The following is a 16,953-nucleotide window of genomic DNA, read 5'->3' as shown; positions in this document are numbered from 1 at the left end:
ATCTGCACGCCGCGATAGCCGAGCGAAGCCGCCCAGGCGCAGATCGCCTCGAACGAGTTGAACGGCGCCTCATCCCCCGCAAACTGCGCCAGAAAAATCCCAGGTCCCTTGATCGTCTTCATGCCGGTTCGGCCTCTCGGATTGGAGGTGTGGAAGCGGCGGCCGCGTCGATGCGCGCGCCGCTCGCGGGTTCGAAGAGGTGGATGCGCGCCGGATCGATCCGCAGCCGCAGGCGTGAGCCCGGCTCGTCGGCGACGCGCTCGCGGAAGACGCCGACGAGGCTGTCGGGCCCAAGCGTCATGAAGACCTGCGTTTCCGAGCCGGTCGGCTCGACCACCGCGATCTGGGCTTCGGCGTCGCACGCAGCACTCGCCGCCAGTTCGATATGCTCGGGCCGCACGCCGTAGACGAGCGGCGTGCCGGGCTGGATGCCGCGGCCGGCCGGCAGCGGCAGGACGCCGCCGCCCTTGGCGCGGAAGGCCACCCCGTTCGGCCCCGCGACCGCCTCGCCGTGGAGGAGGTTCATCGCCGGCGAGCCGATGAAGGCGGCGACGAAGAGGTTTGCCGGCTTGTCGTAAAGGTCCAAGGGCCGCCCGACCTGCTCGACGCGTCCGCCGTTCATGACGACGATCCGGTCGGCCATGGTCATCGCCTCGATCTGGTCGTGGGTGACGTAGACCATGGTGGTCTTCAGTCGCTGATGCAGCGCCTTGATCTCGGTGCGCATGGCGACGCGCAGCTTGGCGTCGAGGTTCGACAAGGGCTCGTCGAACAGGAAGACGGCCGGATCGCGCACGATCGCGCGGCCCATGGCGACGCGCTGGCGCTGACCGCCGGAAAGCTCGCGCGGATAGCGGTCGAGGAGGTGGGCGAGGCCGAGGATCTCGGCGGCGCGAGCCACCGCCGCGTCCTTCTGCGCCTTGGGGGCGCCTGCGAGGCGCAGCGAGAAGGCCATGTTCTCGGCGACCGTCATGTGGGGATAGAGCGCGTAGTTCTGGAACACCATGGCGATGTCCCGCTCCTTGGGCGCCATGTCGTTGACGACGCGCCCGCCGATCGAGATCTCGCCCTCCGACACGTCCTCCAGTCCCGCCAGCATACGCAGCAGCGTCGACTTCCCGCAGCCCGAGGGACCGACCAGGATGACGAACTCGCCGTCCCGGATGTCGAGCGAGATGCCGTGGAGCACGGGGTGGTGCCCGAAGAACTTGCGCACGTCGTGGAGCGCGATCGAGGCCATGGGAGGCGGTCCTTTCAGCCCTTGACGGCGCCGGCCGTGAGGCCCGCCACGATGTGCTTTTGCGCTGCGAAGAAGACGATCACCGTCGGCAGGATGGTGAGGGTGATGAAGGCGAGGACGAGCTGCCAGTCGGTGGAGAACTCGCCCTGGTAGATCATGATGCCGAGCGGCCAGGGATACTTGTCCTGGCTGTTCAGCATGATCAGCGGCATGATGTAGTTGTTCCAGCTGTTGACGAAGGCGACGATGGCGACGGTCGCCAGGATCGGCCGCGACAGCGGGAGCGTCACGAACCAGAAGAAGCGGATGTAGCCGCTGCCGTCGACGAGGGCGGCCTCGAACAGCTCCTTGGGCACGTTGCGGAAGAAGTTGCGGAACAGAAGGATCGCCATGCCGAGCCCGAAGGCGACCTGCGGCAGGACGACGCCCAGATAGGTGTCGAGGAGGCCGAGGTCGCGGATGCGGATGAACAGCGGCAGGATGGCCGTCGCAATCGGGAACATGAGCCCGACGAGGAAGTAGTTCATCAGGAAGGCCGAGCCGAAGAAGCGGACATGGGCGAGCGCGAAGGCCGCCATGGCCGCGACCGCGACGGTCAGCACCACCGTCATCGAGGCGATCAGGAGCGAGTTGCCGAGCATCTGCCAGTAGCGGGCGCCCGACAGGATGTCCCAGTAGTTCGACCACTGCCATTCGCCCGGCAGGCCGAAGGGGTTCACGCGCAGGTCCCCGAGCGTCTTGAAGCCGCCGAGCGCCGTCGTCAGCAGCGGCACGAGGACGATCGCCGCGACGATGAAGAGGCTGCCGTAGAGATAGAGCATGGCGACGAAGCCGGGGCGGCGGCGCCGGCCCCTGGCGGGCCCGGTCTTGAGGCTGAGCGTCGTGTCAGTCATGGCGCATGAAGATCCGTCGGTAGCTGAAGGCGAGGGTGACGCAGATCAGGAAGAGCACGACGCCGATGGCGCTGCCGAAGCCGACCTTCATACGGGTGACGCCGTAGGTGTAGAGGAAGGTCACCATGGTCTGGGTCGAGTTCGACGGCCCGCCGCCGGTGAGCGGCATGATCATGTCGAAGAGCTGCAGCGAGCCGATCACCGAGAAGAAGACGGACAAGCGGATCGTCGGCGACAGGAGCGGCAGCGTAATCGTCCTGAATTTCTGCCAGGGCGTCGCGCCGTCGAGGTCGGCCGCCTCGTAGAGCGACTTGTCGATCGACTGCAGCCCGGCGATGAACAGCATCATGTGGAAGCCGAAGTACTTCCACACGACCACTGCGAGGACGGCGTAGATCGCGTAGTCGCGGTCGGCGAGGACGTAAGGCGTCGCGATGCCGACGAGGCTCGCCAGCGAGGCGACGAGGCCGTAGTCGCCGTCGTAGATGAAGCGCCAGATCAGGCCGGCCGCGACGTCCGCGAGGACGTAGGGCAGGAAGAAGACGAGGCGGAAGGCCGTGGTGCCCGGAATGCGGTGCGAGACGAGGGTCGCGAGCCACAGCGCCAGCGGCAGCTGCAGGGCGAGCGAGACGAGGATGATGAGGCCGTTGTTCGTCAGCGCCGTGCGGAAGGCGCCGTTGCGCCAGAGCGTCTCGAAGTTCTTGAGGCCGACGAAGTCCTCGGGCGCGCCGTAGCCGCTCCAGTCGAAGAGGCTGTACCAGGCGGCCTCGCCCATCGGCAGGATGACGAAGAGCGTGAAGAGGACGAGGGCCGGCGGCAGGAACAGGACGAGGACCGGCCAGACCCCGCCGATGTTGCGGTGGTGGCCGCCGACGGCCCCGGCGCGCCGGCGGCTCGGCGCACGGCCTCGGCTCGCCACTGGGGAGGGGCGCTCGATGATTCCGGCCGCGTCGGACATGTCGTCTCCGGCTTCTCGGGTCGGGAAGGAAACGGGGCGGCGCAGGGAGAACCGCCGCCCCGAGGTTCGAACGCGTGCCGGCCTATTCCAGCTCGAAGGCGTCCTGGATCTCCTGCGCGGCCTCGTCCGGCTCGAGCTGGCCGGAGACGACCTCCATCGTCATGTCGTTGACGACGCGCCCGACGGAGGGGCCGAGGTCCTGGTCGAGGAAGATCTGGTGGTAGCTCGACCGGCCCAGCTCCTCGGCGAAGCCCTTCACGATCGGGTCCTTGATGCCGGCATCCGCGCCGGCCGCGGCCGGGATCAGCATGCCGTTCTCGGCCATCACCCGCTGCGCTTCGGGGCCGCTGAACCAGCGGACGAAGGCGATCGCCTCGTCGGAAGCGTTGCGCGAGACGGCCCAGCAGTTGACGCCGCCGAAGGTCTCGGACCCTTGCGAGGCGCCGCCGGACACGGCGGGGAAGGGGAAGGTGCCGAGGCCCTCGCGCGGGATGCCCTTGCCGTCGGCGGCCGCCGCCGCCTGGCGGTTGGCCGAATCGTCGAAGGTGAGGAGCATGGCCGCGCGCCCGTCGCCGAAGAGGGCGAGCGTGTCCTGCCAGCGCGTGCCGAGATAGCCGGGCTGGAAGGGCTCGGCCTCGCCGAGTTCCTTCAGCTTGGCGAAGGCTTCGACGAAGGGCGGTGCGGTGAAGCCGCCGTCCTCGCCCGCCTTGGCCGCGGTGAAGGCCGGCTCGCCGCCGAGGCGCAGCGCCAGGTAGGACCAGTAGAAGTGCAGCGGCCACTTGTCGCCGCCGCCGCCCGCGATCGGCACGATGCCGGCGGCCTTCAGCTTCTCCACCGCGGCCATCAGGTCGTCCCAGGTCCTGATCTCCGTGCCGTCGACGCCGGCCTTCTCGAACAGGGCCTTGTTGTAGAAGAAGCCGGTCATGCTCATCTTCAGCGGCACGCACAGCGTCTTGTCGTTGATGGTCGAGCCGGCGAGAGCGGCGGGCGAGAAGCTCTTGGCCCAGGCGCCGTCGTCGGCCTGCATGCGCTCGGTGAGGTCCTGAACCGCCCCGGCCTCGGCCTGCGCCTTCAGCACGCCGCCCGACCAGCTGTAGAAGAGGTCCGGCGCATCGTTGCTCTGGAGGAGCGTCGGCAGCTTGGCCTTGAACGCCTCGTTCTCCAGGAACTGCAGGTCGATCGTCACGCCCGGATGCTGGGTCTGGTAGTCGTCGGCGAGTTTCCGCCAGACCGCGACGTAATTCGGATTGGCTTCCACGTGCATGAGGCGCACGGTGGTCTGCGCGGCGGCGGCCCCCGAAAAGCCGGTCAGCCCGGCGGCCACGAGGCATGCGGCGGCGATGCCGCGGGCGAGGCGGCCTCGGATCTTGATCGGCATGGTATCCTCCCTTGCAGGCTATTTTTGCAGCCTTGCGGAATTAATACGGCCGAGTTTGCCGGCTCTGTCAAGCGGACGGAGTGGTGCGACGTCAAAGTGCCGCCCGTTCTGCCACGTCCAAGCTGTTCGGCCATTGACAGCGCGGTCTCGTCGCGACTTATTTCCGCCATCCGGGGAAATTCTCCGGCGAATGGGGGACGTGGCTGAGGCATGAAGACGGGCGATCCCGAACTGATGCGCGAGATCAACCGGTTCCACATCCTGGATCTGGTGCGCCGCCACGGGCCGATCTCCCGCGTCGAGATCTGCTCGCGGGCCGATCTTTCCTCCACCACCGTGTCCGCCATCACCGGCGCCCTCATCGAGGACGGGATCATCGAGCCCGTCTCCGTCGGCGGCATCCACGAGCCGACGCGTGGGCGCCCCCGCGTCATGCTCCAGCTCAACCCGGAAGCCGCCCGCGTCGTCGGCCTGCGCGTCGGGCCGCACGGCATCCTGGTCGCCGTCACCAATTTTCGCGGCGACGTCCTGGCGAGCCTGGAGCTGCCGGTGCGGGTGCGCCGCCAGCCCGTGCCGGTGGTCGCCGACCTTGCCGAGGATGCGGTGCGCCGCGCTGTCGTCGAGGCCGGACTGACGCTGGAGAAGATCGACAGCGTCTGCGCCTCGCTCCCCGGCATGGTGGAATACGGCACCGGCCTCGTGCGCGTCAGCCCGATCTTCTCGGCGCGCGACACGACGTTCGGCGAGGCCTTGTCGAGCCGCCTCGGAGTTCCGACCATCGTCGAGAGCGACGCCAACGCGCTGGCGCTCGCCGAGCACTGGTTCGGCTCCTGCCGCGACATCGCCGACTTCGCGGTGGTCTCGCTGGAACAGGCGATCGGCCTCGGCATCCTGCACGGCGGCCAGCTCTTCCGCGGCGTTCACGGGCTCAGCCACGACATCGGCTCGATGGTGCTCGGCACGCGACCCGACGGAAGCCTCCTGCGCCTCGTCGACCTCGCCTCGGAAAACGCGGTGCTCGCCGGCTTCGAGGCCGACCCGATGCTGCGCGACGCGACGAGCGCGGGGCTCGGCCTTCGCCACGCCGTCGACCGGCTCGCCCGCGTCGGGGCGGGCGGCGCCGAGGCCGTGGCCGTGCGGGGCGTCGTGGAGCGCGCGGGTCGGGCGATCGGCATCGCCGTCGCCAACGTCGTCACGCTCTTCGCGCCGCCGCGCATCGTTCTCTCGGGCTCGCTCCTGCATCTCGGCGACTGCCTCGTCGAGGCGATCCATCGCGGCTTCGAGGAGGCAGTCGCCGAGCCGCTCGCCCGCTCGGTCTCGATCGTCGTCGATCCGCCGCGCGACGCGGCGCGCCTCGGCCAGGGCGCGGCGGCCATCGCCCTTTGCGAGCTCTACGGCTCGCCCTGGAACACCACCGGTCCGGTCCGGCCGACCTGACCCGCACGAAATCCACGCGATCTGGGAGGATCCCGACATGAAGCCCGTCGGCATCGGCATCATCGGCTGCGGCAACATCAGCGCGGCCTATCTCAAGGCGGCGAAGAGCTTTCCCGTCCTCGACATCCGCGCGCTCGCCGACCGGCGGCACGAGGCGGCCGAGGCGCGCTCGGCCGAGTTCGGCATCCCCGCGGTGTCGATCGAGGCGCTGCTCGCCGACCCCGCGATCGAGATCGTCCTCAACCTCACCATTCCCGCCGCCCACGTCGAGGTCGGCCTTCAGATTCTCGCCGCGGGCAAGCACGCTTATTCGGAAAAGCCGCTCGGCATCGACTTCCGCGACGCCACGCGCCTCACCGAAGACGCGGCACGGCGCGGCCTGCGCCTGGGTTCGGCGCCCGACACCTTCCTCGGCGGCGCCCATCAGGCGGCCCGCGCCTTCGTCGACGAGGGGCATCTCGGCCAGCCGGTCGGCGGCACGGCCTTCTTCATGTGCCCCGGCCACGAGCGCTGGCACCCCGATCCCGCCTTCTACTACACGATCGGCGGCGGCCCGATGCTCGACATGGGCCCCTATTACATCACCGACCTCGTCAATCTTCTCGGGCCCGTCGCCCGCGTCGCCGGCCTGTCGCCCGAGCCGCGCCGACAGCGCACGATCACCTCGCAGCCCAGGCACGGCGAGACGATCGACGTCGAGGTCGCGACCCACGTCGCCGGCGCGCTGCAGTTCCGCAGCGGCGCCGTCGTCACCATCGCGATGAGCTTCGACGTCGCCGGCCACCGCCACCTGCCGCTGGAGATCTACGGTACCGAGGGCTCGCTGATCGTCCCCGATCCCAACCATTTCGGCGGCGAGGTGTCCTTCCTGAAGAAGGGCGGCGAATGGACGCCGGTGCCGGTCGATCGCCCCTATGCCGACGGCAACTACCGTTCGCTGGGCCTCGCCGACATGGCCGCGGCGATCCGGCAGGACCGGCCGCACCGGGCGAGCGGCGAGCTGGCGCTGCACGTCCTTGAGGTCATGGAGGCCTTCGGGCGCTCCAACGAGAGCGGCCGCTTCGTCGACATCGAGACGCGGCCCGAACGCCCGCTGCCGCTTGAGGCCGACGCGCCGCTGGATCGGCTTTGACGACAACAGGAGGAGAACGACCGATGAAGGAAGCGCTGATCGTCTGGGGCGGCTGGAGCGGGCACGAGCCGAAGGAATGCGCCGAGGTCGTCGGTGCGATGCTGGAAGGCGAGGGGTTCAAGGTGTTCAAGGAGAACACCACCGAAGCCTTCGCCGACCCGTCCATCCGCGAGCTCAGCCTGATCGTGCCGATCATCACCATGGCGAAGATCGAGAAGGAGGAACTGTCCAACCTCCTCGCCGCGGTGAAGGGCGGCGTCGGCCTCGGCGGCTATCACGGCGGCATGGGCGACGCCTTCCGCGACCAGCCGGAATACCAGTTCATGGTCGGCGGCCAGTGGGTGGCCCATCCCGGCAACATCATCGACTACACGGTCGACGTGACGCGGCCCGACGATCCGGTCATGGCCGGGATCGACAGCTTCGCCTACCGCTCCGAGCAGTACTACATGCATGTCGACCCCTCGAACGAGGTGCTGGCGACGACCCGCTTCAACGGCGAGCACGCCGAATGGATCGACGGCACGGTCATGCCGGTGGTCTGGAAGCGCCGCTACGGACGGGGACGGGTCTTCTATTCCTCGCTCGGCCACGTCGCCTCGGAGTTCGAGGTGCCGCAGATGCGCGAGATCCTGCGCCGCGGCCTCCTCTGGGCCGCCGCGTAGAAGTATAAGTCACTGACGTGGAAAGGGAAATCGACTAGGAGTGGGGCTTGTCCCCACTTCCGTTCCCATTTCTATCCCTTGCATCCTCGCTTGGCATCACCTGTCTCATAGGCTGAGAAAAAAATCGCGCAAACGCCCCGACGACGAACCGACAAAACCCCCAAAACCCCGCCGGCCTAAACGAAGGAATTCTCGGAGGTGTGCTCGAACCGGACGACGGCCGACAACTCCCGCCAGTCGATTGGGTAGAAGAAGCGGTGCTGGCGGCGGATCGGCATGGGTGGCGATCCCTGCGGGAACGTCCCGTGGAAGGGAAGATGAAGCTCAGCGCGACGGCTTTTGGCAAGCCCCTTTCAAAACAAGACTTGGCTTGGTGGGGATGTGTCAGCGACAAGCCGCTAAACGCATCGTGGGTGGTTCTGCTCGCCTCGGCTGAATTGCTCGCAAATAAAGAGACTTACATGCAGACTGTTCATGCCTGCGACTTCAATCGAGAGGGCCGATAATCGTCCAATCCGTTGGTCATCTCCAAAAATAAGACTATGTCATCGGAGAGGGTGTCGAAGAAATACGGGCGCGCGATACGATCGCCAACCCCCGCCTCTGGCTCTTCCACCCTGCGGAGCCCAATTTCATGTTTGGATATCAAGGTGGCGAGAGCGGCGAAACCGTCGCGCGCAAGCGCAGCTACATAGTGGACGCCCGGCAGCGCTGGCCGTTCCTGACCCCCTTCGACATGACGACCATTCACAACGAACGCCAGCTTGCGACGATGGTTCGTGATCGAACGGGCCTGCCGAAGGATCAAGCCGACGCTGCCGTGCATAGCTGGATGGTGGGCAAGGCTTTCTGAAGCTATCTCGCGACCACCCGCCTCGCCAAAATCCTCCCGCTGATTGAGGTCTCCCATGATCACCTCCCGCACACGATCCACGCACTTGCGCGCTGTCACCGAGCTGTTTTCTGGGCTGCAAGGCCTTGAGATGAGGAGCATCGTCACGACCGCTGCCGAGAAGCGAATGCGGCGGATCCGCATGGATATGGAGGATCAGACGAATGCGATCTGCCTGCCGGTCTTGCCGGATTGGAGGACGTCATGAAGCCCTCTCTCGCCCGCTTCTATCTCGATCGTGCGCAAGAATGTCGAACGGCTGCGGCGGATGCCCTGCTCATTAACGTTCAGAAGAAGCACAGCGATGCGGAAGCCACATGGCGCGCACTAGCCGAAGCCTCCCCCCTGAGCGACGAGGGGAAAAGCTGACATGAACGCCCCAATCTCCCTGGCCATCAACCTGATGCTACTCGCGACGGAGGCTCAGCACGCCGCTTAAATGCGGCTTCACCGTCTTGGATTTGGCGGCGCCGCGGCTGCCGACGAGGCAGTGCTCATGGTCCGCGAGAAGATCGACGCCTTCGCCGATGCCATCAGTTCGATGATGTCGGGCAAGTCGTTCGACAGTGTGGTCGGGGACTATCGAACGATCGTTCAAGCGAACATCGAACGTCTGACCCCGGTCGACAACGTTGCTCCTGCAATCGCTGATGTCAGCGGGCACGACATCGAAGAAGGAAGATCATGACCAAGCCAACAGAACACGTTTTCTCGCGCAACTCGGCCGCCGAGAAGCTTCGGGTTCCAAAGGATGGTCTGACGCCGAGAGTGTCTGACACGCTTGTTGGGGCTCCCGGCTCACCCGACCCGGACTACCATCCGGAAGCTCAGGCGAACGCCTTGACTGACACCGAGGCAGGCACGATCCCGGACAACGACGAGGGCGGCATTGTGCCCCTGAAGCGACGTCAGTAGCCGGTTGTCGTCGATTTTCGGCATGCCTGGAGGCAGGCAGCGAGACAGCCGAGCATCACCGACCGGCCAGCGCAACGAAGATCGAAGGCTTCAGTGATCAAGCGGCCTGCCTCATGAATGCCCAGGATGTCGATCGAGCATCCATCAATGTGAGGAGACTTTGGCATGTTGAAACTCGACAAGGAGCGCGACCGGTGCTCGGCACCTCGCCAGCGGTGCGTCCAGGCGGGCGACGCTCGATGACGGCCAGCGCTTGGCTCCGTCTCACCACGCATCCCGCCGGATCCAGCATCGTGGTCAACATGGCCAATGTCTGGCGCCTGGATGAAGACCGCGACGGCGGAACGGAGATCCACTCTCTTGGCGCCAACACTGCGGGCGCCTCATCCTCCGTGCGGGTCACGCAATCCGTCCAGACGATCCTCGCCATGCTGGATAGGGACGCTGTGACCCGTGAGCAGGCGGGCGCCTTGCCGGCCAATCAGAACCACACCGTGCGGCACCTGTATCGCAGCTCCAACGGCGACGAGTGGCGCTTGGAGCGAGACCCGGAAAGCGGTCAGATGTTCGTGCTGCACCGAGCGAACGGACCGTCTGGCGGCTTCGAGAGCCGCATGGACATCGGGCAATTCCTGTCCACCGACAGCGGATCACCCGAGCGCCGCGAGCTGATGCGCCTGCTCGGCACGCTCATCTAAGCCTGGGATCACGACGTCCAAGCCGGGCGGGAAGAGGCGTCAGCCCGGCCGGTGAAGATGCTTCGGATCGATCCCAAACACGTCGGCCACCGAGCGATCAGCATCTTTCGTCCGCTTCTCGCCGCCATCGGGCTCCGTAGGGTCTCGTCCATCGTCGAGGATGGTTTCGTCGTTGAACTTGCCCACGTTAACGAGGTCGGCTCCGTCATCGGCCTTGTCTCCAATATGGTCCTGGCTCGGTTGCTCCTCGCGCAGTTCGGCTTCGATCTCGGCCGAGCCTGCATCGCCTTCGGAGACGATCTCGTCGTGCTTCAACGGCTTGCCAGAAGCCGGCGACAGCCTCGCTCCACCAACTCTGAAGACACTATTGAAATTCATGTCCCTCAAGCGGAATGACTGCGATTAAAAGCCCTTCCATAAGATGGCTGCTCATCTTCGTCATCGCTTGCAATCGATGAGGAGCAAATTCTTCAACGGTCCTTGGAGGTCCGAACCATGCCTACTTACCCGCGGTTCAATTCACTAGTGCGAGCTCGATTGCCGACAGAGGCGGTTGCGGCAGCACCCGGAGTGTACGACGCCTTCATGGCTGCTGAAGTGCCAGACATGCGTGTTCCGGGTTCATCTGACACTGCATCAATGGAACCTGCCGCCGGAGGTGGGGACGCGTTCGCGGCTGGGGCGCGGCGGAGTACCAATCCTCATGCCGTGGGCGACGCGAAGTGGGCCGATTGGATGGATGGATGGGACCAGGCCCGATCGAGAGCCGAACATCCACTATCCTAAAGCGATCCATTCCCTGCTCTTGGACAGGGCATAACCCTTTTGACGGAGATGGGAGCGAACTGCGCTTTCAGAGATCGGCATGGTGCCTCCAAGGGGATGATGGAGGTTCGGCGCGCCCCTGATCTCGCTCGGCGTCCGATACCCAATGCCATGCGTGGCCGCGTCTCACTGTCGGAAAATCCGATAGTGCCCACCTCGTCCGCGATCAGGTCGACGGGCGGGATCTCGTGATGGTGGATTGAGCCGGTAAGATCGTCAACGGGATGACAGATGGCCGGCGCCATGTGGTGGCAAGCGGCAGCGAGGAGTGTCGTCTGATCCCCGCTGCGCGCCTCCGGAGCTGTCCAGGCCTAGTGAGACGGATCGGCCTGTCGAGCTTATCGTAAGGATAGGCGCGGATGGTGAATGAAGCGTTACGGCAGATGCGAAAGCCTCGCCAGCCTGTTGGTTGCTGTCGTACATAGACAATTGCAGGCGGAAACAAAGAACGCCTACCACGGAAGGACCGGCAGGCGCTGAGCGGATGTTTGCAGTGCCTCTACACGCTGGCCAAGACCACTGTGGGTAACTCCGCCTACTTCGCGAGGCGAACGGCGTTGATCGATCCTGCGATCGAGCGGAAGGCGTCCACCAGCCCAGTGGCATCGCTTGCATCGAAATAGTGCTCCTTGTCGGTGGCGCACGCCTCCAACAAGCTTTTCGCTGTCGCATCATCCACCATCAGCGCGACCGTGAAGATCTCGATGCCCTTTGATTTCGAGTAAGCGCAGAGTGTGGCTGTGTCTTGATTGGTCTTCGTCAACTGTGTCGAGATCTGACCTGCGTTGCCGCTGGGCGCCGTGTGCGTTCCGTCACGGTTAGACGCCAGGCGGAGCGTATTCTCACCGTCAGTCATAAGGACCATGATCTTCCGGAGCGTCTTATCATCGGGTGCGGGGTAGTCGTTCGCTTGGAAGGGCTGGCTCGGCGACAGGAGATTTTGCCCCCAGATCAAACCTGCCGGGATGTATGTCTGCGGACGGTAAGAGCTGATGTTGATGATCAGGTCGTCGATCGCCTTCTCCAGCGGGGCTCGCTTCTTGCCCAGGGCGACGATCGGCTTGAGGCAGGATCTGTTGTGATCCGATGTGGTGCTCGTCGTCCGGAACGCCGGGTAGAGTTCCGATGGCGAGCCATCATGCAGGTGCGTCGTTCCCGTGCGCCGAGATCCGACGCACCCCTCGAACTTGTATGTCGTGGTGCCACCACCCGAGCACGACACCTTCGGCGGATCGAAGTAGCGTATCTTTGTCTCAAGGCATGCGCCGCTGCATGTCTCCATGACAATCACGCCGTCATAGTTCTTGGCGCACTGGTAGCTGGGAGCGCGTGTGGCGCAGTAACTCTCCTGGGTGATCTCCTTGCACGTCTTCGTCGAGGTTTGAACGTCATTGCTGGTATCGGTCAGCCAGGATGCGCCGGCGAAGCCCTTCCCGACATTCACGTTGTTCGCGTATGGCACGATGCCGATGCTCACGAGCTTGTCGTCTTCGGGCATCAGCATCTTAACAAGGAGCTTGGCCGCGGTCTTCAGTGCGTCAATCTTGCGTGTGCCGCTGGCATCCGCGTCGTTCATGGAGAACGTGTTGTCCAGAACAAGGGCGACCTCAAGCTCTACTTCGTTCGGCCGCTCTGTTTCGGATACAAGATCGAAGCCAAGCGTCGGGTAGTTGATCAGCGTCAGAAACGTCGCATCAACGCTTCCGGACGCTTCAACGACGACCCGGTTGCTCTCATCGATCGTCGCCCGCGTGACCTCGACATTCTTGATGACATTTACGCTGACGTTGGCCATGACGAAATTGGTCGCCATGTCCACGAGCTTAGCTGGATCAGTCTCGGCACTGCTCGCGATCGCGAGCGCTGCGGCATCCATAGACTTCTGGAGGTTGACCCGCCCGTTGTACGCTCGGGCCATGTCGACGGCGCCGCCTAGGCTCACAATGAGCCCGGTCATCACCATTGCCGCCATAATGGCGAAATTGCCTCTCTTGTCTACGAAAAAGCGCTTCACAACAAACAGCCTTTAGTCTCAAAAGACGCAAGGGCACATTCGCGCGAAATGCTCACTTTAGGTAGTTACGCGTACACTGAGGCGCACCAATATTGTTCGAAGCAGTAAATAATCGATAAATTGTCTGCGGTCATATAAACGCGACGACCTCGGCCACATGATCGTCGTGGCCGTGCTTGTCGGCATAGCGAAGGACGCGCCCCGAAAGGCTTCCTCGTCCTCGTAGGTTCTGCGCTCGCTCATCGCTCAGGCCCTTCTCTCGTCTTCGTCATGAACCCACGTCTCGCCGAACCGGCCGGCGCTCTCGTAGCCCTGGTCCTCCCCCTCGCTCCATCCAAGGATCGGCTCGCAGTCCTCGTCGGGCTCCCGATCGTCGCCGGCATCGTCCTCGCGATCGTCGGTTGCCGAAACTCCGCCAATCTGACGCAGTTCGCCATCTGGCCAGCCGAGCGATGGTTCCGCATCGGTGTCGCCGTCGATGGCGTCCAGCATGCCGACCAGGCGCTCTATCTCGGCCGCGATCCGGTCCCGAACATGGGCGCGGCGCTTGAGGGGGAGGCTGACCCTCCCGCCTCCGTGGTGTAGGCGGAGAACGACGCTCATCGGGTCCGTGCCTCGTGTTCGGGGACGATCCAGCGGGCCAGGGCGCCAAGCACGTCGGACACGGCGTTGGCCGAGGCGCGCAGCACGACCGCGGAGCTGATGACGACCAGCGCCAGCGGCAGGCGTATGGCGTAGGGGACGGGCGGGATCACGCTGCGCCCTCCTGCGGCTTCGCCTTCGGGGCCGGATGCGCGATCTCGCGAGGGGGGTCGCCGCGGCCGACGAGGAAGCCGATGACCTCCCTCGTCCTGCCCTCCGCCGCCGGCCGGAAGGCGTCACACAGTTCCCGCTCGCGCTGGCGCCACAGCGGGTTCCTAGAAGGGATGGTAGCGGACGTGAGCAGGAACACCGCGTCCGTGTAGGCGACGAGTTCGAACGTCGCGCCGATGGCCTCCATGTTGAGAACGAAGTCTCTGACGCTGATCCCCGCCTTTGGGGCCGGGCAGTGGTCAGAGGTGCCGTTCCAGGCATAGATCGCGCCAGCGACGACGACGGGCACCATGTCGGGGTCGTGCTCGCAGACGCGGAGGACGGCGGCGAGCTGCTTGGGGTCGAGGCGGTTCATGATCACGCCCCCTGCGCCTTGGTCGCCACGACGGCGCCGGCTCGCTTGAGGGTGCGCAGATCCTTGATGATCTCACGCTCGAACAGCCAGGCGTCGTAGTCGTCCTTGGCCTGGATGCAGGCCTTTACCAGCATGCCGTTCACGGTCTGGGCACGTGTCGCGTAGAGCTTCTCCGCGATGTCACTCATGACACGATAGGCGCGGCTGCTGGCGTCCTGTGCTTCCTCGTACCCGCTGGACCGGCGAAACGCTTCGACCTCCGCTTTCCAGGCTTTTGTGGCCTGCGCCTTCCACGCTTCGGACCGCTTTCGATGCGCGGTGAGCAGCGGCCCCCAGCGGCCTTCCAAGAGGTCGGCGACGGACAAGGCGTCCCGCTCCGCGCATTCTGCGGCCGTGTAGGGCTCGCTGAACGGCTGCCGGGGCTTGCCTGCCTCGAAACGGCGCTGCGCTTCAGCGGCGGCCTCTTTCAGGTGCTCGTAAGCCTTCCGAGCGCGCCGATACTCCTTCGCAAGGCGGAAGATTTTCCCGTCGTCCCTGATCGGGGTGGCGGACAAGGTCTCGGCTTGAGCCCCGGCCTCGGCCGAGGTGGCAACGGCGGGGATCATGGCGACAGGCGCGGCAACGGCGGCGCGACCGAGGAACAGGCGGCGGGTGATGTTCGCCATCGGTCAGCCCTCCCGCCCGGTCATGGAGCCGAGGAACAGGCCGGGGAAGTCCGGGTGGCTGTCGATCCCGTCTTCGCACTCCTCGGCGAGGTAGCGGGCGCGCAGCTCGCTCTCCTCCATGTTGCGGGGGCGCTCCGACAGGAGGGCGCGGAAGGCTACGTCGTTGCACTCGCAGGCGAGGCAGACCACGTCCCACGCGGCCTTCAACTCCGGATCGGAAAACCGAGACGGCGAGCCCTTCAAAGCCTCGTCGTGGATGCCGTGCAACTCGGAGGCGCGCTCAAGAGCGCGGTACGTCTCGCGGTGCGCCTCGATGCGCAGCTCCATCCAGGACGGGACTGCGGCGAGCATGGCGCTAGCGCTGGCGGTCAGGCCAACGAGCGCTGCCGAGGAGGCTCCCATCAGGACGGTGCGGCGGGTGATGTCCTTCGACATGGTCACGCCTCCCCGCCGGTCATGGACGAGAGGAGCGTCGCGATCATCGAGCCCTGCCCGCCGAAGATGCGGGCCGACACGAGGTAGCAGGCACGGTCCTGCGCGTCCTTGAGGTTCCGGGGTCGCTCGGCGAGCAACGCCTTGAGCGCGGCCTTCTCCCAGTCTGCGGCGTGGTCGACCGCCTGCTCGGCCTCCAGGAGCCACCAGGGCGGGTTGTCCCGGTCGATGACGGTGGAGGCGTCCTCCAGCGCCTCCAGTTCGCGGCGGGCGCGGTTGAGCGCGGCGTTGGCCTCACGGTGCGCCTCGATCTTCAACTGCATCCACGTCGGGATGGCAGCGAGAACAGGATCGGCGATCAGCGCGGCGAGTGCGGCGTTGGACGGGCTGACGAGGATGGAGCGGCGGGCGTTGATCGCGGGCACGCCTTCGGCGGCAGCCGGAACCGTGTGGTTCGACATGGGGTGTTCTCCGGTAGTGATGGAAGGATCAGGTGCCGGCGCGCCTCACGCGGCCGGGTCGGCGCATGCGGTGGGCGTCAGGCGTGGATGCCGCGGGCGGCGTAGGCGGAGCGGATGCGGGCTTCGGCGGCGGCGGCGCTCATGTGCGCCGGCAGGTAGGACGTGGCGCGGATGGCCTGCTCCAGAGGCGAGAACTCGTAATCGTCGGCCTCGTCACCGCGGGCGGCGATCTCGGCTTCCTCCTCGGCGGCGCGACGGGCGCGCTCGGCCTCGACGGCGGCTGCGCGCTTGGCGCGGTTCCATGCCATCGTGAGAGCCCGGCCGAACGCGATACGGTCGAAGGGGCCGCGAGCGTAGACGGAGGCGCGGTAGGCTTTCCAGGCGTTGCGGAGGATGGCGGAGCGGTTGAGCATTGCGCGTCCTGTGTCGGTCATTTATGGTGACATCCACAATATGCGCTTGCCGGTCATCCACGTCAACAATTTTATATGACGTCAGACCTTTTTGTTGACGAGGTTCCGCCCTTCATGATCTTTCCTGGCCAGTCGCGCGCAGCTCGCGGCCTTCTAGAATGGTCTCAGACGAACCTCGCCGAGGCGGCTGGGGTCAGCCTCTCGACGGTGCGCGACTTCGAGAGCGGCAAGCGGACGCCGGTTCCAAACAATCTACGAGCGATGGTCGACGCCCTGGAGAAGGCCGGCGTCATCCTGATCCCCGAGAACGGCGAGGGTGCCGGCGTGCGTCTCCGGAAGGACCCGTGACCGCGACTAGGCTCCTCGCGGCGGGAGCGGCGACCCTCGCGCTCGCCGGATGCTCCGACACGTGCGGCAACACCGAGATCTCGCGCGCCGCCTCGCCCGACGGCCGAAGCGAGGCCGTCGTGTTCGAGCGCGACTGCGGCGCGACGACAGGCTCGTCCGCCCAGGTGTCCGTTGTCGATCCAGGCGAGATCCCCGAATACGTCGGCAATGCCTTCCGGAGCGATGGCGATGCCGGACATGCAGGCACCAAAGCGCGGTCTAGTTCCGCCGTAGAAGCGCAATGGCTTTCCTCAGGCGCGCTTGTCGTGCGGTATGCCTCCGCCTTGCGGATCTTCTCGAAGGAGCCCGACGTCCATGGTGTCAGGATCACCTACCAGCCAACCGAGCAACGATAGGAGGCAACACGCTCCGGCGCTGCT

General features: G+C 65.6%; 23 protein-coding genes and 1 pseudogene. 9 read left to right on the top strand and 15 right to left on the bottom strand.

Going from position 1 to position 16,953, the window contains the following annotated elements; genetic code table 11:
• From FZN60_RS29015 to FZN60_RS19640, 5 genes and pseudogenes are all read right to left on the bottom strand, one after another.
• Nucleotides 1-122, bottom strand: a pseudogene (locus FZN60_RS29015) (sugar phosphate isomerase/epimerase); the annotation flags it as partial.
• On the bottom strand, nt 119-1,240 hold the full coding sequence (locus FZN60_RS19655) for an ABC transporter ATP-binding protein (RefSeq protein WP_158875204.1): 1,122 nt from the start codon (nt 1,238-1,240) through the stop codon (nt 119-121). The gene FZN60_RS19655 and the pseudogene FZN60_RS29015, both read right to left, overlap by 4 nt.
• Before the next feature lie 14 nt (nt 1,241-1,254).
• A complete protein-coding gene (locus FZN60_RS19650) occupies nt 1,255-2,133 on the bottom strand; it encodes a carbohydrate ABC transporter permease (RefSeq protein WP_158875203.1) in 879 nt (292 codons plus the stop codon).
• Nucleotides 2,126-3,091, bottom strand: coding sequence for a carbohydrate ABC transporter permease (locus FZN60_RS19645; RefSeq protein WP_158875202.1), 966 nt, complete (start codon nt 3,089-3,091; stop codon nt 2,126-2,128). Before FZN60_RS19645 ends, FZN60_RS19650 begins: the two co-directional genes overlap by 8 nt.
• Nucleotides 3,092-3,173: 82 nt before the next feature.
• The gene (locus FZN60_RS19640) at nt 3,174-4,469 is read right to left on the bottom strand and encodes an extracellular solute-binding protein (RefSeq protein WP_158875201.1); all 1,296 of its coding nucleotides are present in this window, start codon (nt 4,467-4,469) and stop codon (nt 3,174-3,176) included.
• A 210-nt stretch (nt 4,470-4,679) separates the two neighbouring features.
• On the opposite strand from FZN60_RS19640, the gene FZN60_RS19635 reads away from it, so the two are divergent.
• Genes FZN60_RS19635 through FZN60_RS19625 form a run of 3 tightly spaced genes read left to right on the top strand, consistent with a single transcriptional unit; the run spans nt 4,680 to nt 7,703 of the window.
• Nucleotides 4,680-5,906 (top strand): ROK family transcriptional regulator, encoded by a 1,227-nt coding sequence (locus FZN60_RS19635; protein WP_158875200.1) that lies wholly within the window; start codon nt 4,680-4,682, stop codon nt 5,904-5,906.
• Nucleotides 5,907-5,943: 37 nt separating this feature from the next.
• On the top strand, nt 5,944-7,038 hold the full coding sequence (locus FZN60_RS19630; RefSeq protein WP_158875199.1) for a Gfo/Idh/MocA family protein: 1,095 nt from the start codon (nt 5,944-5,946) through the stop codon (nt 7,036-7,038).
• Nucleotides 7,039-7,061: 23 nt separating this feature from the next.
• A complete protein-coding gene (locus FZN60_RS19625) occupies nt 7,062-7,703 on the top strand; it encodes a ThuA domain-containing protein (protein WP_158875198.1) in 642 nt (213 codons plus the stop codon).
• Between the two features lie 472 nt (nt 7,704-8,175).
• Here FZN60_RS19625 and FZN60_RS19620 read toward each other — a convergent pair whose 3' ends face one another.
• The gene (locus tag FZN60_RS19620; protein ID WP_158875197.1) at nt 8,176-8,613 is read right to left on the bottom strand and encodes a hypothetical protein; all 438 of its coding nucleotides are present in this window, start codon (nt 8,611-8,613) and stop codon (nt 8,176-8,178) included.
• Between the two features lie 186 nt (nt 8,614-8,799).
• Here FZN60_RS19620 and FZN60_RS19615 point away from each other — a divergent pair, with 186 nt between their 5' ends.
• The 4 genes from FZN60_RS19615 to FZN60_RS28690 all read left to right on the top strand — a co-directional run bounded on the left by FZN60_RS19615 (nt 8,800) and on the right by FZN60_RS28690 (nt 10,208).
• On the top strand, nt 8,800-8,964 hold the full coding sequence (locus FZN60_RS19615) for a hypothetical protein (RefSeq protein WP_158875196.1): 165 nt from the start codon (nt 8,800-8,802) through the stop codon (nt 8,962-8,964).
• A 127-nt stretch (nt 8,965-9,091) separates the two neighbouring features.
• Complete coding sequence (locus FZN60_RS19610) at nt 9,092-9,283, top strand: hypothetical protein (RefSeq protein WP_199266604.1); 192 nt, start codon at nt 9,092-9,094, stop codon at nt 9,281-9,283.
• Nucleotides 9,280-9,510 carry a hypothetical protein gene (locus FZN60_RS19605; protein WP_158875194.1) on the top strand — a complete coding sequence of 77 codons (231 nt, stop codon included), beginning with the start codon at nt 9,280-9,282 and terminating at the stop codon, nt 9,508-9,510. The genes FZN60_RS19610 and FZN60_RS19605 overlap by 4 nt, the downstream gene beginning before the upstream one ends.
• A 239-nt stretch (nt 9,511-9,749) precedes the next feature.
• Nucleotides 9,750-10,208 carry a hypothetical protein gene (locus FZN60_RS28690; protein WP_199266603.1) on the top strand — a complete coding sequence of 153 codons (459 nt, stop codon included), beginning with the start codon at nt 9,750-9,752 and terminating at the stop codon, nt 10,206-10,208.
• A 39-nt stretch (nt 10,209-10,247) separates the two neighbouring features.
• On the opposite strand, the gene FZN60_RS19595 is transcribed toward FZN60_RS28690, so the two are convergent.
• The 9 genes from FZN60_RS19595 to FZN60_RS19555 form a co-directional block, all read right to left on the bottom strand.
• On the bottom strand, nt 10,248-10,523 hold the full coding sequence (locus tag FZN60_RS19595) for a hypothetical protein (RefSeq protein ID WP_158875193.1): 276 nt from the start codon (nt 10,521-10,523) through the stop codon (nt 10,248-10,250).
• Between the two features lie 1,045 nt (nt 10,524-11,568).
• A complete protein-coding gene (locus FZN60_RS19590) occupies nt 11,569-13,047 on the bottom strand; it encodes a pilus assembly protein TadG-related protein (protein WP_158875192.1) in 1,479 nt (492 codons plus the stop codon).
• Nucleotides 13,048-13,293: 246 nt separating this feature from the next.
• The gene (locus FZN60_RS19585) at nt 13,294-13,650 is read right to left on the bottom strand and encodes a hypothetical protein (RefSeq protein WP_158875191.1); all 357 of its coding nucleotides are present in this window, start codon (nt 13,648-13,650) and stop codon (nt 13,294-13,296) included.
• Entirely contained in the window at nt 13,647-13,802 is a 156-nt protein-coding gene (locus FZN60_RS19580) for a hypothetical protein (protein ID WP_158875190.1), read from the bottom strand. The genes FZN60_RS19585 and FZN60_RS19580 overlap by 4 nt, the downstream gene beginning before the upstream one ends.
• Complete coding sequence (locus FZN60_RS19575) at nt 13,799-14,215, bottom strand: hypothetical protein (protein WP_158875189.1); 417 nt, start codon at nt 14,213-14,215, stop codon at nt 13,799-13,801. Before FZN60_RS19575 ends, FZN60_RS19580 begins: the two co-directional genes overlap by 4 nt.
• A gap of 2 nt (nt 14,216-14,217) precedes the next feature.
• Complete coding sequence (locus FZN60_RS19570) at nt 14,218-14,880, bottom strand: hypothetical protein (RefSeq protein ID WP_158875188.1); 663 nt, start codon at nt 14,878-14,880, stop codon at nt 14,218-14,220.
• Nucleotides 14,881-14,883: 3 nt separating this feature from the next.
• Nucleotides 14,884-15,315, bottom strand: a complete 432-nt coding sequence (locus tag FZN60_RS19565; RefSeq protein WP_158875187.1) for a hypothetical protein — start codon at nt 15,313-15,315, stop codon at nt 14,884-14,886.
• 2 nt (nt 15,316-15,317) lie between these two features.
• Nucleotides 15,318-15,773, bottom strand: coding sequence for a hypothetical protein (locus tag FZN60_RS19560; protein WP_158875186.1), 456 nt, complete (start codon nt 15,771-15,773; stop codon nt 15,318-15,320).
• 77 nt (nt 15,774-15,850) lie between these two features.
• Nucleotides 15,851-16,207, bottom strand: coding sequence for a hypothetical protein (locus FZN60_RS19555; RefSeq protein WP_158875185.1), 357 nt, complete (start codon nt 16,205-16,207; stop codon nt 15,851-15,853).
• 93 nt (nt 16,208-16,300) lie between these two features.
• Between FZN60_RS19555 and FZN60_RS19550 the strand changes: the two genes are divergently transcribed.
• Together FZN60_RS19550 and FZN60_RS19545 are read left to right on the top strand one after the other, a co-directional pair.
• Nucleotides 16,301-16,534: a helix-turn-helix domain-containing protein gene (locus FZN60_RS19550; protein ID WP_158875184.1), complete on the top strand. Its 234-nt coding sequence runs from the start codon at nt 16,301-16,303 to the stop codon at nt 16,532-16,534.
• 119 nt (nt 16,535-16,653) lie between these two features.
• Nucleotides 16,654-16,929 carry a hypothetical protein gene (locus FZN60_RS19545; protein ID WP_158875183.1) on the top strand — a complete coding sequence of 92 codons (276 nt, stop codon included), beginning with the start codon at nt 16,654-16,656 and terminating at the stop codon, nt 16,927-16,929.
• The last annotated feature ends 24 nt before the right edge of the window (nt 16,930-16,953 follow it).

The sequence above is a fragment of the Antarcticirhabdus aurantiaca genome, assembly GCF_009765365.1.
Lineage (GTDB): Bacteria > Pseudomonadota > Alphaproteobacteria > Rhizobiales > Rhizobiaceae > Antarcticirhabdus > Antarcticirhabdus aurantiaca.
The sequence above is the reverse complement of the archived record's forward strand: the minus strand, read 5'-3'. Positions and strand labels throughout refer to the sequence as shown.